We start from the raw sequence: 16,437 nt of genomic DNA, 5'->3' as shown, positions 1-16,437 counted from the left end.
TTTGTTGATCAAGGTCTGTAAGATTGCCCACGCAGACTCAGGCGGACCCTCCGTCGAGCCCCCTGGGGAGATGATGAATGCTGACGGTACTGGCCCTGCACCTGCTCGCCACCGTCAGCGCGCCATTCCTGGTTCGCCTCCTCGGCCGCCGCGCCTTCTGGTTGCTGGCCCTCCCGTCGCTGGCCACAGCCGGCTTCGCCGCCTCCCAGCTGGACGCCGTCCGCGCCGGTGACCACCCGCAGTGGAGCCACCCGTGGGTGCCCAGCATCGACCTGACGCTCGGCCTGCGCATGGACTCGCTGTCGCTGCTGATGTGCCTGGTGGTCGGCGGGATCGGCACCCTGGTGCTGGCCTACTGCACCGCCTACTTCGACGACGGCGAAGCGGACCTCGGCCGGCTGGCAGCCCACCTGACGGCCTTCGCTGGCGCCATGACCGGGCTGGTGTTGGCCGACGACCTGCTGCTGCTCTACCTCTTCTGGGAAGCCACCACCGTGCTGAGCTACCTGCTGGTGGGGCACAACCCGCGTTCCGAGGACGCGCGCAATGCCGCCACCCAGGCGCTGGTGGTCACCACAGCCGGTGGTCTGGCCATGCTCGGTGGCCTCCTCATGCTGTCCACCTCGGCCGGCACCTCCAGCCTCACCGCCCTGTTGGCGGACCCGCCCACCGGACCCACCGTCGCCGCCGGGATCGTGCTGGTACTGGCCGGGGCCATCACCAAGTCCGCCCAGGTGCCCTTCCACTTCTGGCTTCCCGGCGCCATGGCCGCACCAACCCCCGTCTCGGCCTACCTGCACGCCGCAGCCATGGTGAAGGCGGGCATCTACCTCGTCGCCCGGCTGGCACCGGGCTTCGCCGAGCACACCGTCTGGCGCCCCACCGTCCTGGTCCTCGGCGGCCTGACGATGCTCGTCGGCGGCTACCGGGCGCTGCGCCAGGTGGACCTCAAGCTCATCCTCGCCTACGGCACCGTCAGCCAACTCGGCTTTCTCATCGTGCTCGTCGGCACCGGCACCCACGACGCCGCCCTGGCCGGCCTGACGCTGCTGGTGGCGCACGCCGTCTTCAAGGCCGGGCTCTTCCTGTCCGTGGGCACGATCGACCATGCCACCGGAACCCGCGACGTGCGACGCCTGTCCGGCCTGGCCCGGCAGATGCCGGTGTTGGTCGTGGCCACGGTGCTGTGCGCCGCCTCGATGGCCGGCCTGCCGCCGATGCTCGGCTTCGTCGGCAAGGAGGCCGTCTACGAGACCTACCTGCACGCCCCCGAGGACTGGGGCCCATGGGTGCTCGCCATCCTGGTGCTGGGCAGTGTGCTCACCGTTGGCTACTCCGGCCGCCTGCTCTGGGGCGCGTGGGCCACCAAGCGCGACGTCGACACCATCGACGTGCACCAGCCATCGCCGGTGGCCACCGCCATCCCGCTGCTGCTCGGCCTGGCCAGCTTGGCCGCCGCGCCCTTCTCGTCGCACCTCGAAGGCCTGGTCACCGGCTACCGCGAGGGCTTCACCCCGGGCGAGCACCCCATCCACCTGGGGCTGTGGCACGGTCTGGGCCCGGCCCTCTACCTCAGCATCGCGACGCTGGCCACCGGCGCCCTGCTCGTCGCACTGCGCCGCCCCGTCGCCCGCGTGCAGGGCGCCCTGCCGCACCCGCCCGCAGCCGTCTCCGCATACCGCCTGGTGATGCGCGGCCTGGACCGCGGATCGCTGGAGGTCACCGGCTTCCTGCAGCGCGGCTCGCTGCCGCTCAGCCTCGGGCTGGTCCTGGCGGTCTTCATCGGGATGATGGCCAAGGGCCTGGTACGCACCGGCCTCCCGCGGGACCTACGGCTGTGGGACCATCCGGCGCAGGTCCCGGTGGCCCTGGTGGCCGTCGTCGCCGCCATCGCGGCCGTGCGCTCCCGACGACGCCTGCGGGCCGTCGTCCTGGTCAGCGTCACCGGCTATGCGTGCTCGCTCGCCTTCCTGCTGCACGGTGCCCCGGACCTGGCGCTGACCCAGGTGCTGGCAGAGACCGTCTCCATCGTGATCTTCGTGCTGGTTCTCCGGCGTCTGGCCGGCCGCTTCAACGAGGACCCCTCGCGCACCGAACGCGGCGTGCGGATCCTGCTCGGGACACTGTCCGGGGCCCTGGTCACCGTCGTCTGCCTGGTGGCCGGCGCCGCACGCACGGCCGACCCGTCGGCCGTCGGCTGGCCCAAGGGCGCGACCTCCTTCGGCGGCGGCGGGAACATTGTCAACGTCGCGCTGGTGGACATCCGCGCGTGGGACACCATGGGCGAGATCTCCGTGGTGCTGGTGGCCGCCACCGGCATCGCGAGCCTGGTCTTCCGCAAGCAGGAACGCGTCGACGAGCACCGCCAGCGGCTGGTCGACGCCCGCGCCCATCGCGGCGTCGGCAGTGGCGCCACCAATGTCGGCAGCTCATGGCTGGCCACCGGCCACTCCTTCGGCGACGAACGCGGCTCGCTGATCTTCGCCGTCATCACCCGGATCATCTTCCACACTGTCCTGCTCTGGTCGCTCTACCTGCTGTTCACCGGACACAATGCGCCCGGTGGAGGCTTCGCGGCCGGCATCGTCGCGGGCCTGGCGCTGGTGATCCGCTACCTCGCCGGCGGCGGCGACGAGCTGCGCGCCGCCCTCCCCGTGATGCCCGGCGCGCTGTTGGGCACGGGCCTGTTCCTGTCCGCCGGTTTCGGGCTGGTCTCCATGCTTGCCGGCGGCGACGTGCTGCAGAGCTGGATCTTCGACCTGCACCTGCCCCTGCTGGGGGACCTGCACCTGGTCACCAGCGTCTTCTTCGACATCGGCGTCTACCTGGTGGTGATCGGGCTCGTGCTGGACATCCTGCGGAGCCTCGGCAGTGGGATCGACGACCAGATCGTCGAAGCCCGGCGCGAGGCCGAGGAGGTGGGCGCATGAGTCCCAACCTGACCCTCGCCATCATGGCCGGCGTGCTCTTCGGCTGTGGTGTGACACTGCTGCTCTCGCGCAGCCTTACCCGGGCCCTGATCGGCGTGCTGCTGATGAGCAATGGCGTGAACATGGCCTTCCTGGTCGCCGCCGGCCCGGCCGGCCTGCCACCGATCATCGACAAGGCGGAAGCCGCCGCCACCAGGATCGGGGCCGACGGGATCAGCGACCCGCTGCCACAGGCCATGGTGCTCACCGCCATCGTCATCACCCTGGCCGTGACCGGTTTCGTGCTGGCCCTGGCCCACCGCCAGTGGCAGCTGGCCAGCACCGACGACGTCGCCGACGACGCCGAGGACACACGCCTGCAGGAACTGGCCGAGTCCAACGACCTGTCCGGCTCCGACTACACCGACACCGCGGACCCGCACGCCCTGGCCGACGACGAGGAGGACGCGCTGCCGCCCGACCCCGTCACCATGGCGGACCACGATCAGATCGTCCCAGAGGACCTGGACCCGGAGGGGGCACGATGAGCTTCACCAGCGCGGACCTGGTGCCGCTTCCCGTCGTGCTGCCGCTGATCGGTGCCGGCCTCACGGTCGTCGCCGGCCGCCGCACCGTGCTGCAACGCATCGTCACCGCCCTCGTGCTGGGCAGCGTCGTGGTCGTCGCTGCCCTGCTGCTGGGGATCGCCAGCGGCGGGGAAAGGCTGGTGATCGGCGTCGGCGGCTGGGCCCCCGTCGACGGCATCGTCCTGGTGGTGGACCGGCTCAGCGCCCTGATGCTCCTGGTCAGTTCCGTGGTCACCTTCGCCGTGATGCTCTACGCCATCGGTGAGGGGCATGCGTCCGAGGACCTGGAGGACGGGGGAGCGCCGCTGCCGATCTTCCACCCGTCGCTGCTGGTGCTGTCCGCCGGCGTGTCCACCACCTTCCTGTCCGGAGACCTCTTCCACGTCTACGTCGGCTTCGAGATGCTGCTCTTCGCCAGCTTCGTGCTGCTCACCCTGGGCGGCACCGAGTCCCGCGTGCGCGCCGGCGCCAACTACGTGGTGGTGAACCTGCTCAGTTCCCTGGTCTTCCTGCTGGCCATCGGCCTCATCTACGCCGCCACCGGCACCGTCGACATGGCCCAGCTGGCCGGACGGCTCGACGACCTGGCCCCCGCCACGGCCCAGCTCCTGCAGGGCATGCTGCTGGTGGGCTTCTGCATCAAGGCCGCAGTCTTCCCGATGTCCGGCTGGCTCCCCGACTCCTACCCGACGGCGCCGGCGCCCGTCACCGCCGTCTTCGCCGGCCTGCTCACCAAGGTGGGCGTCTACGCGATGATCCGAACCCAGACCCTGCTCTTCCCCGACGACGGCTACGACCAGCTGCTGTTGGTGGCCGCGCTGCTCACCATGGTCGTCGGCATCCTCGGGGCCCTGGCGCAGGACGACATCAAGCGACTGCTCTCCTTCACCCTGGTCAGCCACATCGGCTACCTGGTCTTCGGGATCAGCATCGGCAACGAGCTGGGCCTGTCGTCGGCCATCTTCTACGCCGCACACCACATCACCATCCAGACCTGCCTCTTCCTGGTCACCGGGCTGATCGAGCACCGCGGCGGCAGCACGTCGCTGAGCCACCTGGGTGGCTTCCTGCGGATGGCGCCGGGGTTGGCACTGCTCTTCTTCCTCCCGGCCCTGAACCTGGCCGGGATTCCACCGCTGTCCGGATTCCTCGGCAAGGTGGGCCTGCTGCGGGCCGGCACCCAGTCGGGCACCAGCCTGGCCTACCTGCTGGTCGGCGGCTCCCTGGTCACCAGCCTGCTCACCCTGTACGCCATCAGCCGTGTCTGGGGCCGTGCCTTCTGGCGCGGTCCGCGGGCCGCCATGGAGGATGACGACGGGGCGCTGGTGGACCTGATCGGGGACGAGGCGGAGGAACTCGTCGCCTCCCGGCCCCTGCCCCGCGGCATCGTGTGGCCCACCGCCGCCCTGGTGACCGTCTCGTGCGTCTTCACCGTGGTGGCGGGACCCCTGTTCGCCTACACCGACGCGGCCGCCACCCAACTGGGCGACCGGGCCGGCTACGTCGCCGACGTGCTGGGGGTGGCCGGGCGATGATCCTGCGACGCCTGCGCCCCCTGCCGCTGATCGGCCTGACCGCCGTCTGGCTGATGCTGATGGGCCACCTGAGCTGGGCCAACCTCTTCTTCGGCCTGCTGCTCGCGGCCGGCATCCTGTGGTTCTTCCCGATGCCCCCGATGATCTCCACCCTGCGGATCCGGCCGCTCGGTCTGGCCCGGCTGGTGCTGCGCTTCCTGACCGACTTGGTGCTGGCCAGCGCCAATGTGGCGTGGTTGGCGTTGCGGCCCGCCCCGATCGGCAGGGGTGCACTGATCGACCTTCGCCTGCGCCTCGACGACGACCTGCGTCGCACCATCGTCGCCGAACTCACCTCCTTGGTGCCCGGCACCGTGGTGATCGACCTCGACCAGGACAGCGGCATCCTCACGCTGCACGTCCTGGACATCACCGATCCGGAGGCCCTGTCGCTGGAACGCGCCAAGGTCCGGGCACTGGAGGACCGCGTCGAGGCCGCCCTCAGCGTCGCCACCAGGCCGACGGGGAGCGGCGCCACCGAGGCGCGGCTGCTGCGCACCATGCAGGAAGGGGAATGATGAGCATCATCCACTGGGCCACCGGCATCATGCTGGCCGCCGCAGCACTGCTGGCACTCGCGCGGATGGTGGCGGGTCCCACCGTCCTGAACCGGGCGCTGGCCAATGACGTGCTGGTGGCCGTGATCGTGTGCGCGCTGGGGCTGGAGGCCGTCATCACCAAGGACACCTCCACCCTGCCGATCCTGATCACCGTCTCCCTGCTGGGCTTCGTGTCCACCGTCGCCATCTCCCGGTTCGTGGCCAAGGACGCCGATGAGCAGGTGGCGCCGTGAACGTCGCGCTGGACTTGGCCGCCAGCCTGCTGATGCTGGCGGGCGCCTTCCTGTGCCTGTGCGCGTCCATCGGCCTGGTGCGCTTCGGTGACCTGCTGAGCCGGATGCACGCTGCCACCAAGCCGCAGGTGCTGGGCGTGGTGCTGGTGATGCTGGGCGTCGGGCTGGGGCTGCGCTCCGGCTTCGACATCGGGATGCTGGTGCTGGTGGCCTTCTTCCAGCTGGTCACGACGCCGGTGGCCTCGCACATGATGAGCCGCGCCGCGCTGCGCACCGGCCGCGGCGGGCGCCCCGTGGACCACCGTCGCGAGTCCTGAGGGTGGATCAGTGGGTGCGCGATGCCCGTCGGGCAATCCGCACGGCACGGTCCGCCACCCCACGGGCGTCGTCCTGGTGGGCCAGCTCACGCCCGTAGAGCACACCGTAGGTGAAGGTGGGCTCCCCGGCCTCCCCGGCGGCGGCGGTCAGTTCCAGCAGACGTGCCCGGGAGACGACGGTGTCCTGCGCGACACCCAGTGACTCGGTGACCTGCTTCCAGGCGGCCGCCGCCCGCTCCGCGTTCGGGAGTGCCGGGATGGCAGCCTCCCACGCATAGCGCGAGGCCTTGGCCTTCTTGCGAGCCTCGTGCGCCAACTCCATCTTCTCCGGGCGCTTCGCCGCGCACGCCGCGGCCCAGCGCATGGAGACCCGGCGGGTGGCGCGGTCCAGATGGCGGGGCAGCACCTGCCGGGCCGGACGCTCCGCCCCCGGCAGGAAGGGCGGGTCCGTCAGCAGGCACGTCAGGGCTTCCAGCAGCCCCGCGTACCGTTCCTCGTCCAGGGCCGCGACCATGGCGGCGTGCGCGGCCGCATGACGGGCGTCGAGCTCGGTGGCCAACCGCTCGCGCACGGGGCCGAGGATGCCCTCGTCGGGCATCAGGTCCAGCCCTTCGTGCAGGCGTTCGCGGAGGACTTCGGCGTCGCGGGGCCCTCCGAGCACCTCTCCCAGCCACTTCAGTTCGGTTCGCAGCGGCTCGGTGCGTTCGGCATCCATCAGGGCGCGATAGACACGTAGGACACTGCGCAGCCGACGGCAGGCCACCCGCAGCTTGTGCACGGCGTCGGGGGCGTCCGCGCGCACCTCCGGCTCCATCGCCTGGACCATGCCCACCTGCGTGGCGAGGTAGTCCCCGATCACCTGGGCGGCGCTCCGGGGCTGGTCCTCCGTGCGCTGTGTCAAGAGGCTGCCAAGCGCCTGCACCAGCTTCGAGGTGGCTGGCTGTGCCTGGGCGCCCTGGGCCTCCAGGGCCCGGGAAATCGCGTCGAGGTCCCCCTCGTGCCCGGCGGGTGTGAGTTCCACCTCCACCTCCTGCCAGGCGTGCTCCTCGGTGCCGCGGCGCACCGTGACCTGGTCCTCGCAGAGCAGGGCAACGGTGGTTCCTCCCTCATCGAGCAGGGGGTCTCGCGACGGGCGGTGTCCAGGCGGGCGACGGGCACGAGCGGCGCGCGCTTGACGACATCGGCCACGTGGCTGCGCAACAGGTGGGGGACGCGGGTGGTGCTGGCACCGGGCAGGATCTCGGCGCCGATCTCCTCACGGGCATGGCCCTCGCCGGGCAGTTTGAGGTGCCACCCCTCGTCGTGTCCGCCGGTGCGGCGCCGCAGGGTGATGCCGCGGCGGGCCAGCACCAGGTCAGGCGTGTCGAAGTAGACTGCCCGCAGGGACAGTTCGTCCCCCGCGCCGAGTGTGACGCCGTCGAGTGCCCTGATCCGGCCGCCCTCGGGCAGGCGGAACTTGCGTTCGATCTCCACGGACATGTCGTCTCCTCAGCGGCGGTGCTGTCGTGCGGCCAGCCTAGCTGGCTCCGCCATCCGAAACTGGACCGCACGGTGTTGCAGCACCTGCGCACGGCGCTAGGTTTCGGCGAAATCCCGCGGAAGCATGACCTCACCTACCAGGCGGAGGTAGGGACACTGCAGCCCCCGTCGATGCCCAGGATCCTGCTGGCGGACCTGAACAGCGCGGAACGGGCCGTCGGGGAGGCACTCGCCGCCGTGCTGCACGCGAGCCGGACGGGGCGGGGAAGCCTGCGGGAGGTGGCGCTGAGTGATCTCGCCCAGATGATGGGTGACCCGGTCCGCCACGGCCTGACCACCCCCGACGGGATCCTTGGCGGATCCCTGCCCGGCTACGGGATCTACCGGGCCTCCGACGGCTACGTGGCCCTGGCCGCGCTGGAGCCGCACTTCTGGGAGCGGACCCGCGCCGAGCTGGGCGTCGAGGGGAGCCGGGAGGAGCTGGAGACCCTCTTCGCAGCCCGGAGCGTGGCGGACTGGGAGGCGTGGGCGGGGGAGCGGGACATCCCGCTGGCCCGCGTCCGATAGGTTCGCCTGCATGGACCAGCCCGATGACTTCATGATCGGTGCGCTGCTCGGGATGACCGTCGGCGCCCTCAACCACGTCGACCCGTCAAAGGCACAGGAGAACGAGGCAGCCTTCATGCGCCTGCTCAGCCTTCCCGTGGAGCAGCGCAATGCGGAGGCGGCGCAGCTGATGCGCGCGCTGGACTGGGACGAGTCCGTCGAGGACGTCAATGACCAGGGCGTCCAGCAGCTGGTCGCCTGGGGCCTCTTGCTGCGCGACATCTGAGGACGGCGCAGTAGGGGACAGACGCCTCGTGGTCCGCACTGACCCGAGGCCTCGGCCCCTGTGCTCAGGCGGCCTGGGCGATGCCCCGAGCGGCCTCGCGTTCCTCCTCACGGCTGCTGGCGACGGTGGCCGCGCGCGCCGGGATCTGCTGCGCTCGGGTCTCGGGGGCCAGCTCACGACGACGGTGCAGGTACATGCCGATCAGGACGAGCGGGGCGAGCAGGAAGGGGATCGCCACGAACAAGGCAAGGCAGAACAGGGCGAGGACGACGATTCCAATCAGTGCGGACATGACACCCAGATTGGTCGATGCGAGGGGCGATTCTGGCCCTTGACCGGGGTTCTTTCAGCTTCTCCGAAGCCGATTCAGCAAGTCTTCGGGTTCATCTCATCCCGCGTTGAGCAATCCGTCACCCGCCTGTCACCTGATGCCCGTCGCGCGGGCCACACCTCACACACCGCTAGGGTGTGGGACATCCCACGGGAGCCCTCGGCAGAGGGCTGAGATCGAGCTGTTGCCGCTCGGACCGTCCGAACCTGCCCGGATCATGCCGGCGAAGGAAGAGAGATGTCATGACGAAGATCCATGCCCACACGCTCGTCGAAGCGGCCCCGCGGGTGAGCCGGGCGACGTATCGCCGCGCCGCCCTCACCGGCGGCGTGATCGGGAACTACGTGGACCAGGTCAACATCTTCCTGCCGGCGCTGGCCCTGGCCCCGGCCATGAAGACCCTTGCGGGGCCCAGCGCCGCGTCCTCCGGCACGGCCATCGTCGTGATGGCGATGCTGCTGGGCCGCCCGGTGGGCGCGACGGTCTTCGGACGGATCGCGGACCGGGCCGGACGCACCCGCACGACGGCCGTCGCCATCGCCGGCACCGCGGCCTGCACGCTGTTGATCGCGGCGCTGCCCACGCACCGGGTGCTGGGCGGCGCCACCTTCGCGCTGTTGGTGGCGCTGCGTTTCGTCGGGGGCATGTTCATTGCCGGGGAGTACTCGGCGGCGGTGCCGTTGGCCATGGAGTGGAGCGCGCCGCGCCACAGGGGGCTGTTCAGTGGATTGATCATGGCGATGGCACCCTGTGCGCAGGCGACGATCGCCTTCGTCACGGCAGGCATGCTGATGGCCCTGGGGCCGGAGTCCTATGCGGCCTGGGGATGGCGCCTTCCCTTCGTTGCGGGCGGGCTGGCCTCCTGCGCCATGTTCGTCTTCTACCGGCGACACGTGGCCGATGCCACCCGGGCCGTGCGGCCGGGAATCGACGAGGCAGGTACCCGTGGCAGCCTGCGCGAGGTGGTGCTGGGGCCGTGGCGGGGCGCCTTCTGGCGGATGTTCTGCCTGATGAGCGGGTTGTGGTTGATGACCCAGATGGTGGTGCTGCTGCTCGGGCAACGCCTGGTCAGCGACGCCGGGCTCTCGGCGGGCCGGGCCTCCGTGGTGATGGGCTTCGCGTCGGTGGGACAGGCGCTGGTGATGGCGCTCACCGGGCACCTGTCGACCCTGGTCGGCCGGCGACGCTACTTCCTCTTCGCGACGACGATCGCCGCCGTCGGCGGCTCCGCGGCCTGGTTGTGGATGATGGGCACGGGGCCGGGGCTGGTGGGGCTCATCGTCGGCGCGGTGCTGGCGCAGGTGCTCACCGTCACCGCCTACGGGCCGGTCGGCGCCTACCTGAGCGAGGCCTTTCCCGCCCACGTGCGCTCCACCGGGTACGGCACCGCATATTCCGCGTCGATCGTGTTGCCGGCCCTCTATCCCTACTGGCTTCCGTGGCTGGCCGGTGGGACCAGCCGCAATGCCGCCGTGGTGCTGGTGCTCATCGCGGGCTCTGCGCTGGTGTCGCTCGGGGCCGCGCTGGGACCCCGGTTGGCGCCGGCCGAGATCGAGCAGGTGGCGGTGTGAGCGGCCCCGGGGCCGTGGTGCGCGGCGTGCGCGGCCGGGAACCTCTGGTGCACTGCCTCACGGCGGCGGTCAGCATGAACCTGGTGGCCGACGCGCTGTTGGCGGCGGGGGCGCGCCCGATGATGACCGAGACCCTCGACGAGGCGCCCTTCGTGGTGCGCCGCGCCGATGCCCTGCTGGCAAACCTCGGCACGCTGAGCACCGACGGCAGGGGCGGGATCCCCGCCACGGTGGAGGTGGCGCGTGAACTGGGGGTGCCATGGGTCCTGGACCCGGCCGCCATCGGGCCCAGCCCGGTGCGGGTGGACCTGGCCCGCCAGCTGCTGGCCCTTGGGCCGAGCGTCGTGCGGGCCAATGCCTCGGAGGTGCTGGTCCTGGCCGGGGACTCGACGGGTGGCAGGGGAGCCGACTCCACCGCGGACCCGGCCGAGGCCCTGGCCGCGGCCCGGACGATCGCGGCTCGGTACGGCACCGTGGTGGCCATCTCCGGTGCCCAGGACGTGATCACCGACGGCCGCCGTGAGGTCCGGGTCAGCAACGGGCACCCGCTGTTGACCCGGGTCACCGGCACGGGCTGCACCCTGGGCGCCCTGACGGCGGCCTGCTGCAGCGTCGCCAGTCCGCTGGATGCCGCCGTCGCGGCGACGGTGTGGCTCGGCGTGGTGGGGGAGCGGGCGGCGCGATCCTGCCCCCGGCCGGGATCCTTCAAGGTGGAACTGGTGGACCAGCTCTTCGAGCTGGACGGCGACGAGGTGGAACGAGGAGCGAGCGTCTCATGACCGACTGGCGGATGTACCTGGTGACTTCTGGAAATGACCGGCGCACCGTCGAGGTGGCCGCGGCTGCCGCGCGGGGTGGCGCCGGCGTGGTGCAGGTGCGGCACAAGCAGGGTGGTGACCGGGAGCTGCTGGCCCTGGTGACGGCCGTGGCAGCCGCTGTGGAGCGAGCCAATCCGGACACCCGCGTCGTGGTGGACGATGCAACCGATGTTGCCTGGGCGGCCCGCCGGGCCGGGGCCGCCGTGCACGGCGTGCACCTGGGGCAGGACGACCTGCCCGTCGAGGCGGCCCGTCAGATTCTCGGCCCCGACGCACTGGTCGGTCTCACGACTGGGACACTGGAGCTGGTGCAGCGCGCGCAGCAGCAGGCGGGCGTCGTCGACTACCTGGGTGCCGGGCCCTTCCGCCCCACCCCGACAAAGGACTCGGGACGTGCGCCACTGGGCGTCGAGGGATACCGGCCGCTGGTGCAGGCATCACGCATACCGGTCCTGGCCATCGGCGACGTCACGCCCGCTGACGTCGAGGCCCTTGCCGGGACGGGCATCGCCGGCGTGTGCATGGTGCGTCACGTGATGCAGGCGGCAGATCCCGAGGCCCTGGTGCGCGGCGTCCTGGCTGGCTACGAGCGTGGTCGGCTTGCCGCCCAGACCTAGGCTCGGGGCCATGGACATCCATGCGGCAAGGATTCCGCGACGAGGAACAGCCTGACGGTCTGCGGGTGCTCGTGGACCGTGTGTGGCCGCGCGGCATCAGCAAGGACCGGGCCGCGCTGGACCTGTGGGCCAGGGACCTGGCCCCCTCCGACGGGCTGCGTCGCTGGTTCCATGAGGAGCGCGGGACGCGCCACGACGAGTTCGTCCGTCGCTATCGTGAGCAGCTCGACGGGGCCGACCACGACGGGCTGCCCGCCCAGTTGCGAGAGCACGAGGAGGTCCTGCTCCTCACCGGGAACAAGGACGTCGGGAACTCCCACGTCCCCGTGCTCCAGGAGTGGCTGCGCGAGCTCTACCCAACATCTGGACGAAGCTCTGCCTGACATCTGGACGGGCGCGGTCACGCCTCGAGACGCGCGTGGACGGCGGCGCCGACACCCAGCAGACCGGGGTCGGACAGTTCCACCAGTGTGGGCTCGCCGGCTCCGGCTGCAGCTGCCATCACGGCGGCTCGGCGGCGGGCGTCGGTGATGGCGGCGGCGAGCGTCTCGTCCTCGTGGCGTCGACGCGTCTGTTCGGTGAGGTCCCAGGCGACGTGCCCCAGCTGCACGTCGGGCTGTTCGCCCCAGCGGGCCGAGAACTCGGACAGGGCGACGGCATCGCGGAAGACCACCTGCATCATGATCCCGGCGTGGTGCACGATCCCGGCGGGCTGGCCCTGTGCGTCGAAGCGCTGCTCGGTCCAGGTGCGCGGGGCCTCGACGTCATGACGCTCCACCGGGGCCTGTCCCATCAGTTCGTCCACCAGGCGCGTGGCGCTGCGCTGGGCCGCCTGCATGGCGCGGGCGCGGTCCTCGTCGGTGCAGTGCACCTCAAGGTGCAGGGTGCCCAGTTCGGCGGGCAGTTCGACGCTGTGGCGGCCTTCGACGGTGATCAGCATGCGCTTCAGGGTACGGGGGCGACGCGGTCAGGCGGCGAGGCGGACGTGGTCACGAGGGTGCAGGGTGGCCAGCTCGTGCACGTCGGCGCGGCGGCCCTGCGGTGCGCAGACCCGTCGCGTACGAGGGGCCACGGAGTGCGAGAGCAGGGCACCGACCAGCACCAGCGGCGCCATCAGCAGCGGCAGCGCCAGCCAGATCAGGACCAGGACACCAAGGGCAGCGGCCATACCGAGGAGATTCATCATGGCTCAAGCCTCGCTGTGAGGGGGCTGTGCGCACATCGGCTGGATGGATGGTTCGGGCTGCCACCCGCGGTGGAAGCCGTCGTGGCGGGTTCATCCCACAGTCGTAGGCCATCTGGCCCCCTACCCGTGCCACTCAGGGTGACCACCCACCGGCACCCGGAGCCTTTGCCGGGGGAGAGCACCTAGTCTGGTGCCATGCCAGCACTTCGTTCCCGCACCACCACCCACGGCCGCAACATGGCCGGAGCACGCGCCCTGTGGCGCGCCACCGGCATGACCAATGAGGACTTCGGCAAGCCGATCGTCGCCATCGCGAACTCCTTCACCCAGTTCGTGCCCGGTCACGTGCACCTCAAGGACATGGGTCAGCTGGTGGCCGGCGCCGTAGCCGAGGCCGGTGGCGTCGGCCGCGAGTTCAACACCATCGCCGTCGACGACGGCATCGCCATGGGTCACTCCGGCATGCTCTACAGCCTGCCCAGCCGTGAGGTGATCGCGGACAGCGTCGAGTTCATGGTCAATGCCCACCAGGCCGACGCGCTGGTCTGCATCAGCAACTGCGACAAGATCACTCCCGGAATGCTGCTCGCGGCGCTGCGGTTGAACATCCCGACGGTCTTCGTCTCCGGCGGGCCGATGGAGGCCGGGAAGGCGACGATCAAGGATGACGGCACCGTCACCCGGCTGGACCTGATCGACGCCATGATCAAGTCCGTCGACGACACCGTCAGCGACGAGGACATCGTCACCATCGAGGAGAATGCCTGCCCCACCTGTGGTTCCTGCTCGGGCATGTTCACCGCCAACTCGATGAACTGCCTCACCGAGGCGCTGGGTCTCTCGCTGCCCGGCAATGGTTCGACGTTGGCCACCGCCGCCGCCCGCAAGGAACTCTTCCTGGACGCAGGCCGCCTGGTGGTGGACCTGTGCAAGCAGTACTACGAGGGCGACGACAGCTCCGTGCTGCCGCGCTCGATCGCCACCAAGCCCGCCTTCGCCAATGCCATGCGCCTGGACATCGCCATGGGCGGTTCCACCAACACGATCCTGCACCTGCTGGCCGCGGCGCAGGAGGCCGGCGTCGACTTCGACCAGGACGACATCGATGCCCTGAGCCGGGTCACCCCGTGCCTGGTGAAGGTGGCCCCGAACACCAACAAGTTCTACATGGAGGACGTGCACCGGGCCGGCGGCATCCCCGCCATCCTGGGCGAGCTGCGCCGCGGTGGGATGTTCGACGAGGACGTCCGCGCCGTGCATTCGGCCAGCGTGGAGCAGTGGCTGGGTGACTGGGACATCCGTTCCGGCAAGGCGACCGGCAAGGCCCTGGAGCTCTTCCATGCGGCGCCCGGGGGCGTGCGTACCACCGAGGCCTTCAGCTCCACCAACCGGTGGGAGTCGCTGGACACTGACGCCGAGAACGGCTGCATCCACTCCGTGGAGCACGCCTACACCACCGAGGGCGGCCTGGCCGTGCTCAAGGGCAACTTGGCCCCCGACGGCTGCATCGTGAAGACCGCCGGCGTCCCCGAGCACCAGTGGCAGTTCAGCGGCCCCGCGAAGGTGGCCGAGAGTCAGGACGAGGCCGTCGAGATGATCCTGGGCGGCAAGATCGTCGAGGGTGACGTGGTGGTGGTGCGCTACGAGGGCCCCAAGGGCGGCCCCGGCATGCAGGAGATGCTCTACCCGACCTCCTACCTCAAGGGCGTGGGGCTGGGCCCCAAGTGCGCGCTGATCACCGACGGGCGTTTCTCGGGTGGCTCGTCGGGCCTCAGTGTCGGGCACGTCAGCCCGGAGGCGGCCAGCGGCGGCGCCATCGGTCTGGTGCGTGACGGCGACATCATCAGCTTCGACATTCCCAACCGCAGCGTCACCGTCGAGGTGAGCGACGCGGAGCTCGCCTCCCGTCGCCAGGAGCAGGACCAGGCCGGCTGGCAGCCGAAGGACCGGGACCGTCAGGTCTCCGCGGCGCTGAAGATCTTCGCGAAGTTCGCGCAGAGCGCGGACAAGGGCGCCGCCCGCAAGGTGGACTGACGTCACGATCCGCGAGCTCCCGGAGACACGATCCCCGAGCTTGTTGAGGGGAAGGGAAGGGCCTCGCACACACGGTGTGCGAGGCCCTCATTGGGTCTGACCAGGTAGTGGTGACGAATCCGGTCGAAGTGTCCGGTGCGCCTTCTCCCACCGGCCAAGCCGTCACCCTGCCGGTGTGCAGTGCCGCCGAGCCCAGCTGACGCCCGGCGGACACTACAGGTGGATCGTCGCAGTCGAACCATCACAACCTCTCCCCTGGGGGCTGCACCTCCATTGTGGGGGGTGCGGCCCTGCGCCACGCAAGCTGAGCGGGCCTTGGATCCATTCCAATTTCTGCGTCCACCGGTCACTCCACAAGCTGGTCGGCGTTTCCCACAGGCGAGCCCCCACCGTCCACAGGAGCCTGTGGAAAACCTTGTGGAAGGACTGCGCGGCTCAGAGGCCGTCGAGGGCGGTGCGGCCGCTCACGACGGAGATGCACAGCAGCATCAGGCAGGCGGCGGCGCAGTGCCCGGCCGCCCACCACATGTCGACGCCCTCGACGGCCAGCACCTGGCCGAGCACGAACTCGACGGCGCACAGCGCCAGCATGGTGATCATCACGGGGCGAACGGTGGGAAGGTGCCAGCTGCGGCGGGTCAGCAGCGCCATGGAGACGACGATGCCGGCGGCCAGCGCCATGCGCAGCACCTGCAGCCAGATGGCCCCGTCCTGGCTGACCAGACGCCACATCGGCCAGCCGACGACGGCGGTGAAGGAGCCCTTGCCGGAGACCACGATCCCCAGCAGGTGGAGCACGACGATGGAGGCCATGATGCCGGCGGCCAGCCGGGACAGCGGCGTCCACTGCCAACGCGGGGCGCCCCGGTGCATGGACATGTAGGCCAACGTCGCAGCCATCAGGACCGTGAGGGCACCCAGTAGGTCGATCATGGCCAGCGGCATCGGGATGCCTCCATTGAGCACCACCATCCGGCCCAGCACGGCGGACAGGATGGCGCCGACGACGCTGAACCAGGGCAACACACGGGCCATGGTGAAGCGTCGGGGCAGCCGGAAGGCGGCGATGGCGGCACCCAACAGGATGAAGCCGGTGCTGGCAGCGATCAGCCGGTGCCCGAACTCGATGATGTCGTGCACCTCGGCCTCGGGGCCGAAGTGGCCGGGATAGCAGCCGGGCCAGGTGGGGCAGGCAAAGCCGGAGCCGGTGGCGGAGTTCACGCTGCCGGTCACGACGGTGAGCACGCCGAAGACGGCTGCGAGCTTCAGCAGCAGCCGCACGGCGGGGAAGTCCCGCGCGCCCGCGGCGGAGCGTTCGTCGAGACCGATGGTGGGGGTGGCTGTGGACATGGCCATCACCATATGCAGCGCCCTGCCGGGATCCGACGC

Annotated in this window: 18 protein-coding genes, 1 pseudogene and 1 riboswitch; of the genes and pseudogenes, 13 read left to right on the top strand and 6 right to left on the bottom strand. The window is 70.6% G+C overall.

The genetic code is table 11. From position 1 onward, the window contains the following. The first annotated feature begins 77 nt into the window (after positions 1–77). Genes EDD41_RS06155 through mnhG form a run of 6 tightly spaced genes read left to right on the top strand, consistent with a single transcriptional unit; the run spans position 78 to position 6,180 of the window. Positions 78–2,930 carry a Na+/H+ antiporter subunit A gene (locus EDD41_RS06155; RefSeq protein WP_094764049.1) on the top strand — a complete coding sequence of 951 codons (2,853 nt, stop codon included), beginning with the start codon at positions 78–80 and terminating at the stop codon, positions 2,928–2,930. Beyond that, on the top strand, positions 2,927–3,457 hold the full coding sequence (locus EDD41_RS06150) for a Na(+)/H(+) antiporter subunit C (RefSeq protein WP_094764050.1): 531 nt from the start codon (positions 2,927–2,929) through the stop codon (positions 3,455–3,457). The genes EDD41_RS06155 and EDD41_RS06150 overlap by 4 nt, the downstream gene beginning before the upstream one ends. Next, on the top strand, positions 3,454–5,031 hold the full coding sequence (locus EDD41_RS06145) for a Na+/H+ antiporter subunit D (RefSeq protein ID WP_094764051.1): 1,578 nt from the start codon (positions 3,454–3,456) through the stop codon (positions 5,029–5,031). The genes EDD41_RS06150 and EDD41_RS06145 overlap by 4 nt, the downstream gene beginning before the upstream one ends. Continuing rightward, complete coding sequence (locus tag EDD41_RS06140; protein WP_094764052.1) at positions 5,028–5,588, top strand: Na+/H+ antiporter subunit E; 561 nt, start codon at positions 5,028–5,030, stop codon at positions 5,586–5,588. The genes EDD41_RS06145 and EDD41_RS06140 overlap by 4 nt, the downstream gene beginning before the upstream one ends. Continuing rightward, positions 5,585–5,863: an MrpF/PhaF family protein gene (locus tag EDD41_RS06135; protein ID WP_123575290.1), complete on the top strand. Its 279-nt coding sequence runs from the start codon at positions 5,585–5,587 to the stop codon at positions 5,861–5,863. The genes EDD41_RS06140 and EDD41_RS06135 overlap by 4 nt, the downstream gene beginning before the upstream one ends. Continuing rightward, positions 5,860–6,180: a monovalent cation/H(+) antiporter subunit G gene (gene mnhG, locus EDD41_RS06130; RefSeq protein ID WP_094764053.1), complete on the top strand. Its 321-nt coding sequence runs from the start codon at positions 5,860–5,862 to the stop codon at positions 6,178–6,180. Before EDD41_RS06135 ends, mnhG begins: the two co-directional genes overlap by 4 nt. Before the next feature lie 7 nt (positions 6,181–6,187). On the opposite strand, the gene EDD41_RS06125 is transcribed toward mnhG, so the two are convergent. Further along, positions 6,188–7,243 (bottom strand): CYTH and CHAD domain-containing protein, encoded by a 1,056-nt coding sequence (locus EDD41_RS06125; protein ID WP_245995548.1) that lies wholly within the window; start codon positions 7,241–7,243, stop codon positions 6,188–6,190. A 116-nt stretch (positions 7,244–7,359) separates the two neighbouring features. Beyond that, positions 7,360–7,659: pseudogene (locus tag EDD41_RS18120) on the bottom strand (CYTH domain-containing protein); the annotation flags it as partial. 171 nt (positions 7,660–7,830) lie between these two features. Here EDD41_RS18120 and EDD41_RS18115 point away from each other — a divergent pair. Continuing rightward, entirely contained in the window at positions 7,831–8,226 is a 396-nt protein-coding gene (locus EDD41_RS18115) for a CoA transferase (RefSeq protein WP_425454348.1), read from the top strand. A 10-nt stretch (positions 8,227–8,236) separates the two neighbouring features. After that, positions 8,237–8,491, top strand: a complete 255-nt coding sequence (locus tag EDD41_RS06110) for a hypothetical protein (protein WP_094764056.1) — start codon at positions 8,237–8,239, stop codon at positions 8,489–8,491. 64 nt (positions 8,492–8,555) lie between these two features. Here EDD41_RS06110 and EDD41_RS06105 read toward each other — a convergent pair whose 3' ends face one another. Beyond that, positions 8,556–8,783 carry a hypothetical protein gene (locus EDD41_RS06105; protein WP_094764057.1) on the bottom strand — a complete coding sequence of 76 codons (228 nt, stop codon included), beginning with the start codon at positions 8,781–8,783 and terminating at the stop codon, positions 8,556–8,558. A 178-nt stretch (positions 8,784–8,961) separates the two neighbouring features. Next, a riboswitch (TPP riboswitch) is annotated at positions 8,962–9,071 on the top strand. Between EDD41_RS06105 and EDD41_RS06100 the strand changes: the two genes are divergently transcribed. The 4 genes from EDD41_RS06100 to EDD41_RS06085 all read left to right on the top strand — a co-directional run bounded on the left by EDD41_RS06100 (position 9,065) and on the right by EDD41_RS06085 (position 12,211). Next, the gene (locus EDD41_RS06100; RefSeq protein WP_123575286.1) at positions 9,065–10,393 is read left to right on the top strand and encodes an MFS transporter; all 1,329 of its coding nucleotides are present in this window, start codon (positions 9,065–9,067) and stop codon (positions 10,391–10,393) included. Its footprint overlaps the riboswitch before it by 7 nt. Further along, positions 10,390–11,172, top strand: a complete 783-nt coding sequence (gene thiM / locus EDD41_RS06095) for a hydroxyethylthiazole kinase (RefSeq protein WP_123575285.1) — start codon at positions 10,390–10,392, stop codon at positions 11,170–11,172. The genes EDD41_RS06100 and thiM overlap by 4 nt, the downstream gene beginning before the upstream one ends. After that, complete coding sequence (locus tag EDD41_RS06090; protein WP_094764060.1) at positions 11,169–11,828, top strand: thiamine phosphate synthase; 660 nt, start codon at positions 11,169–11,171, stop codon at positions 11,826–11,828. The genes thiM and EDD41_RS06090 overlap by 4 nt, the downstream gene beginning before the upstream one ends. Positions 11,829–11,848: 20 nt before the next feature. Further along, complete coding sequence (locus EDD41_RS06085) at positions 11,849–12,211, top strand: DUF488 domain-containing protein (protein WP_123575284.1); 363 nt, start codon at positions 11,849–11,851, stop codon at positions 12,209–12,211. Between the two features lie 17 nt (positions 12,212–12,228). Here EDD41_RS06085 and EDD41_RS06080 read toward each other — a convergent pair whose 3' ends face one another. Both EDD41_RS06080 and EDD41_RS06075 read right to left on the bottom strand, forming a co-directional pair. After that, positions 12,229–12,768: an SIMPL domain-containing protein gene (locus EDD41_RS06080; RefSeq protein ID WP_123575283.1), complete on the bottom strand. Its 540-nt coding sequence runs from the start codon at positions 12,766–12,768 to the stop codon at positions 12,229–12,231. A 27-nt stretch (positions 12,769–12,795) separates the two neighbouring features. After that, positions 12,796–13,014 carry a hypothetical protein gene (locus EDD41_RS06075; RefSeq protein WP_123575282.1) on the bottom strand — a complete coding sequence of 73 codons (219 nt, stop codon included), beginning with the start codon at positions 13,012–13,014 and terminating at the stop codon, positions 12,796–12,798. 195 nt (positions 13,015–13,209) lie between these two features. On the opposite strand from EDD41_RS06075, the gene ilvD reads away from it, so the two are divergent. Beyond that, complete coding sequence (gene ilvD / locus EDD41_RS06070) at positions 13,210–15,048, top strand: dihydroxy-acid dehydratase (protein WP_123575281.1); 1,839 nt, start codon at positions 13,210–13,212, stop codon at positions 15,046–15,048. Between the two features lie 435 nt (positions 15,049–15,483). Here the strand turns inward: ilvD and EDD41_RS06065 are convergent, their stop codons facing one another. Further along, complete coding sequence (locus EDD41_RS06065; protein WP_148060484.1) at positions 15,484–16,398, bottom strand: COX15/CtaA family protein; 915 nt, start codon at positions 16,396–16,398, stop codon at positions 15,484–15,486. Between the last annotated feature and the right edge of the window lie 39 nt (positions 16,399–16,437).

The organism is Luteococcus japonicus, assembly GCF_003752415.1.
Classification (GTDB): domain Bacteria; phylum Actinomycetota; class Actinomycetes; order Propionibacteriales; family Propionibacteriaceae; genus Luteococcus; species Luteococcus japonicus.
Note: the sequence above shows the minus strand (reverse complement) of the source record. Positions and strands in the feature narration are given on the sequence as shown.

Excerpts from the sequence above, each read along its gene's own strand:
- EDD41_RS18115 (WP_425454348.1), top strand. The coding sequence starts at position 7,831 with ATGCCCAGGATCCTGCTGGCGGACCTGAACAGCGCGGAACGGGCCGTC.
- EDD41_RS06065 (WP_148060484.1), bottom strand. The coding sequence starts at position 16,398 with ATGTCCACAGCCACCCCCACCATCGGTCTCGACGAACGCTCCGCCGCG.
- EDD41_RS06080 (WP_123575283.1), bottom strand. The coding sequence starts at position 12,768 with ATGCTGATCACCGTCGAAGGCCGCCACAGCGTCGAACTGCCCGCCGAA.
- EDD41_RS06150 (WP_094764050.1), top strand. The coding sequence starts at position 2,927 with ATGAGTCCCAACCTGACCCTCGCCATCATGGCCGGCGTGCTCTTCGGC.
- EDD41_RS06090 (WP_094764060.1), top strand. The coding sequence starts at position 11,169 with ATGACCGACTGGCGGATGTACCTGGTGACTTCTGGAAATGACCGGCGC.
- EDD41_RS06110 (WP_094764056.1), top strand. The coding sequence starts at position 8,237 with ATGGACCAGCCCGATGACTTCATGATCGGTGCGCTGCTCGGGATGACC.
- EDD41_RS06135 (WP_123575290.1), top strand. The coding sequence starts at position 5,585 with ATGATGAGCATCATCCACTGGGCCACCGGCATCATGCTGGCCGCCGCA.
- EDD41_RS06075 (WP_123575282.1), bottom strand. The coding sequence starts at position 13,014 with ATGATGAATCTCCTCGGTATGGCCGCTGCCCTTGGTGTCCTGGTCCTG.
- EDD41_RS06155 (WP_094764049.1), top strand. The coding sequence starts at position 78 with ATGCTGACGGTACTGGCCCTGCACCTGCTCGCCACCGTCAGCGCGCCA.
- EDD41_RS06105 (WP_094764057.1), bottom strand. The coding sequence starts at position 8,783 with ATGTCCGCACTGATTGGAATCGTCGTCCTCGCCCTGTTCTGCCTTGCC.
- EDD41_RS06100 (WP_123575286.1), top strand. The coding sequence starts at position 9,065 with ATGACGAAGATCCATGCCCACACGCTCGTCGAAGCGGCCCCGCGGGTG.
- ilvD (WP_123575281.1), top strand. The coding sequence starts at position 13,210 with ATGCCAGCACTTCGTTCCCGCACCACCACCCACGGCCGCAACATGGCC.
- EDD41_RS06140 (WP_094764052.1), top strand. The coding sequence starts at position 5,028 with ATGATCCTGCGACGCCTGCGCCCCCTGCCGCTGATCGGCCTGACCGCC.
- EDD41_RS06085 (WP_123575284.1), top strand. The coding sequence starts at position 11,849 with ATGCGGCAAGGATTCCGCGACGAGGAACAGCCTGACGGTCTGCGGGTG.
- EDD41_RS06145 (WP_094764051.1), top strand. The coding sequence starts at position 3,454 with ATGAGCTTCACCAGCGCGGACCTGGTGCCGCTTCCCGTCGTGCTGCCG.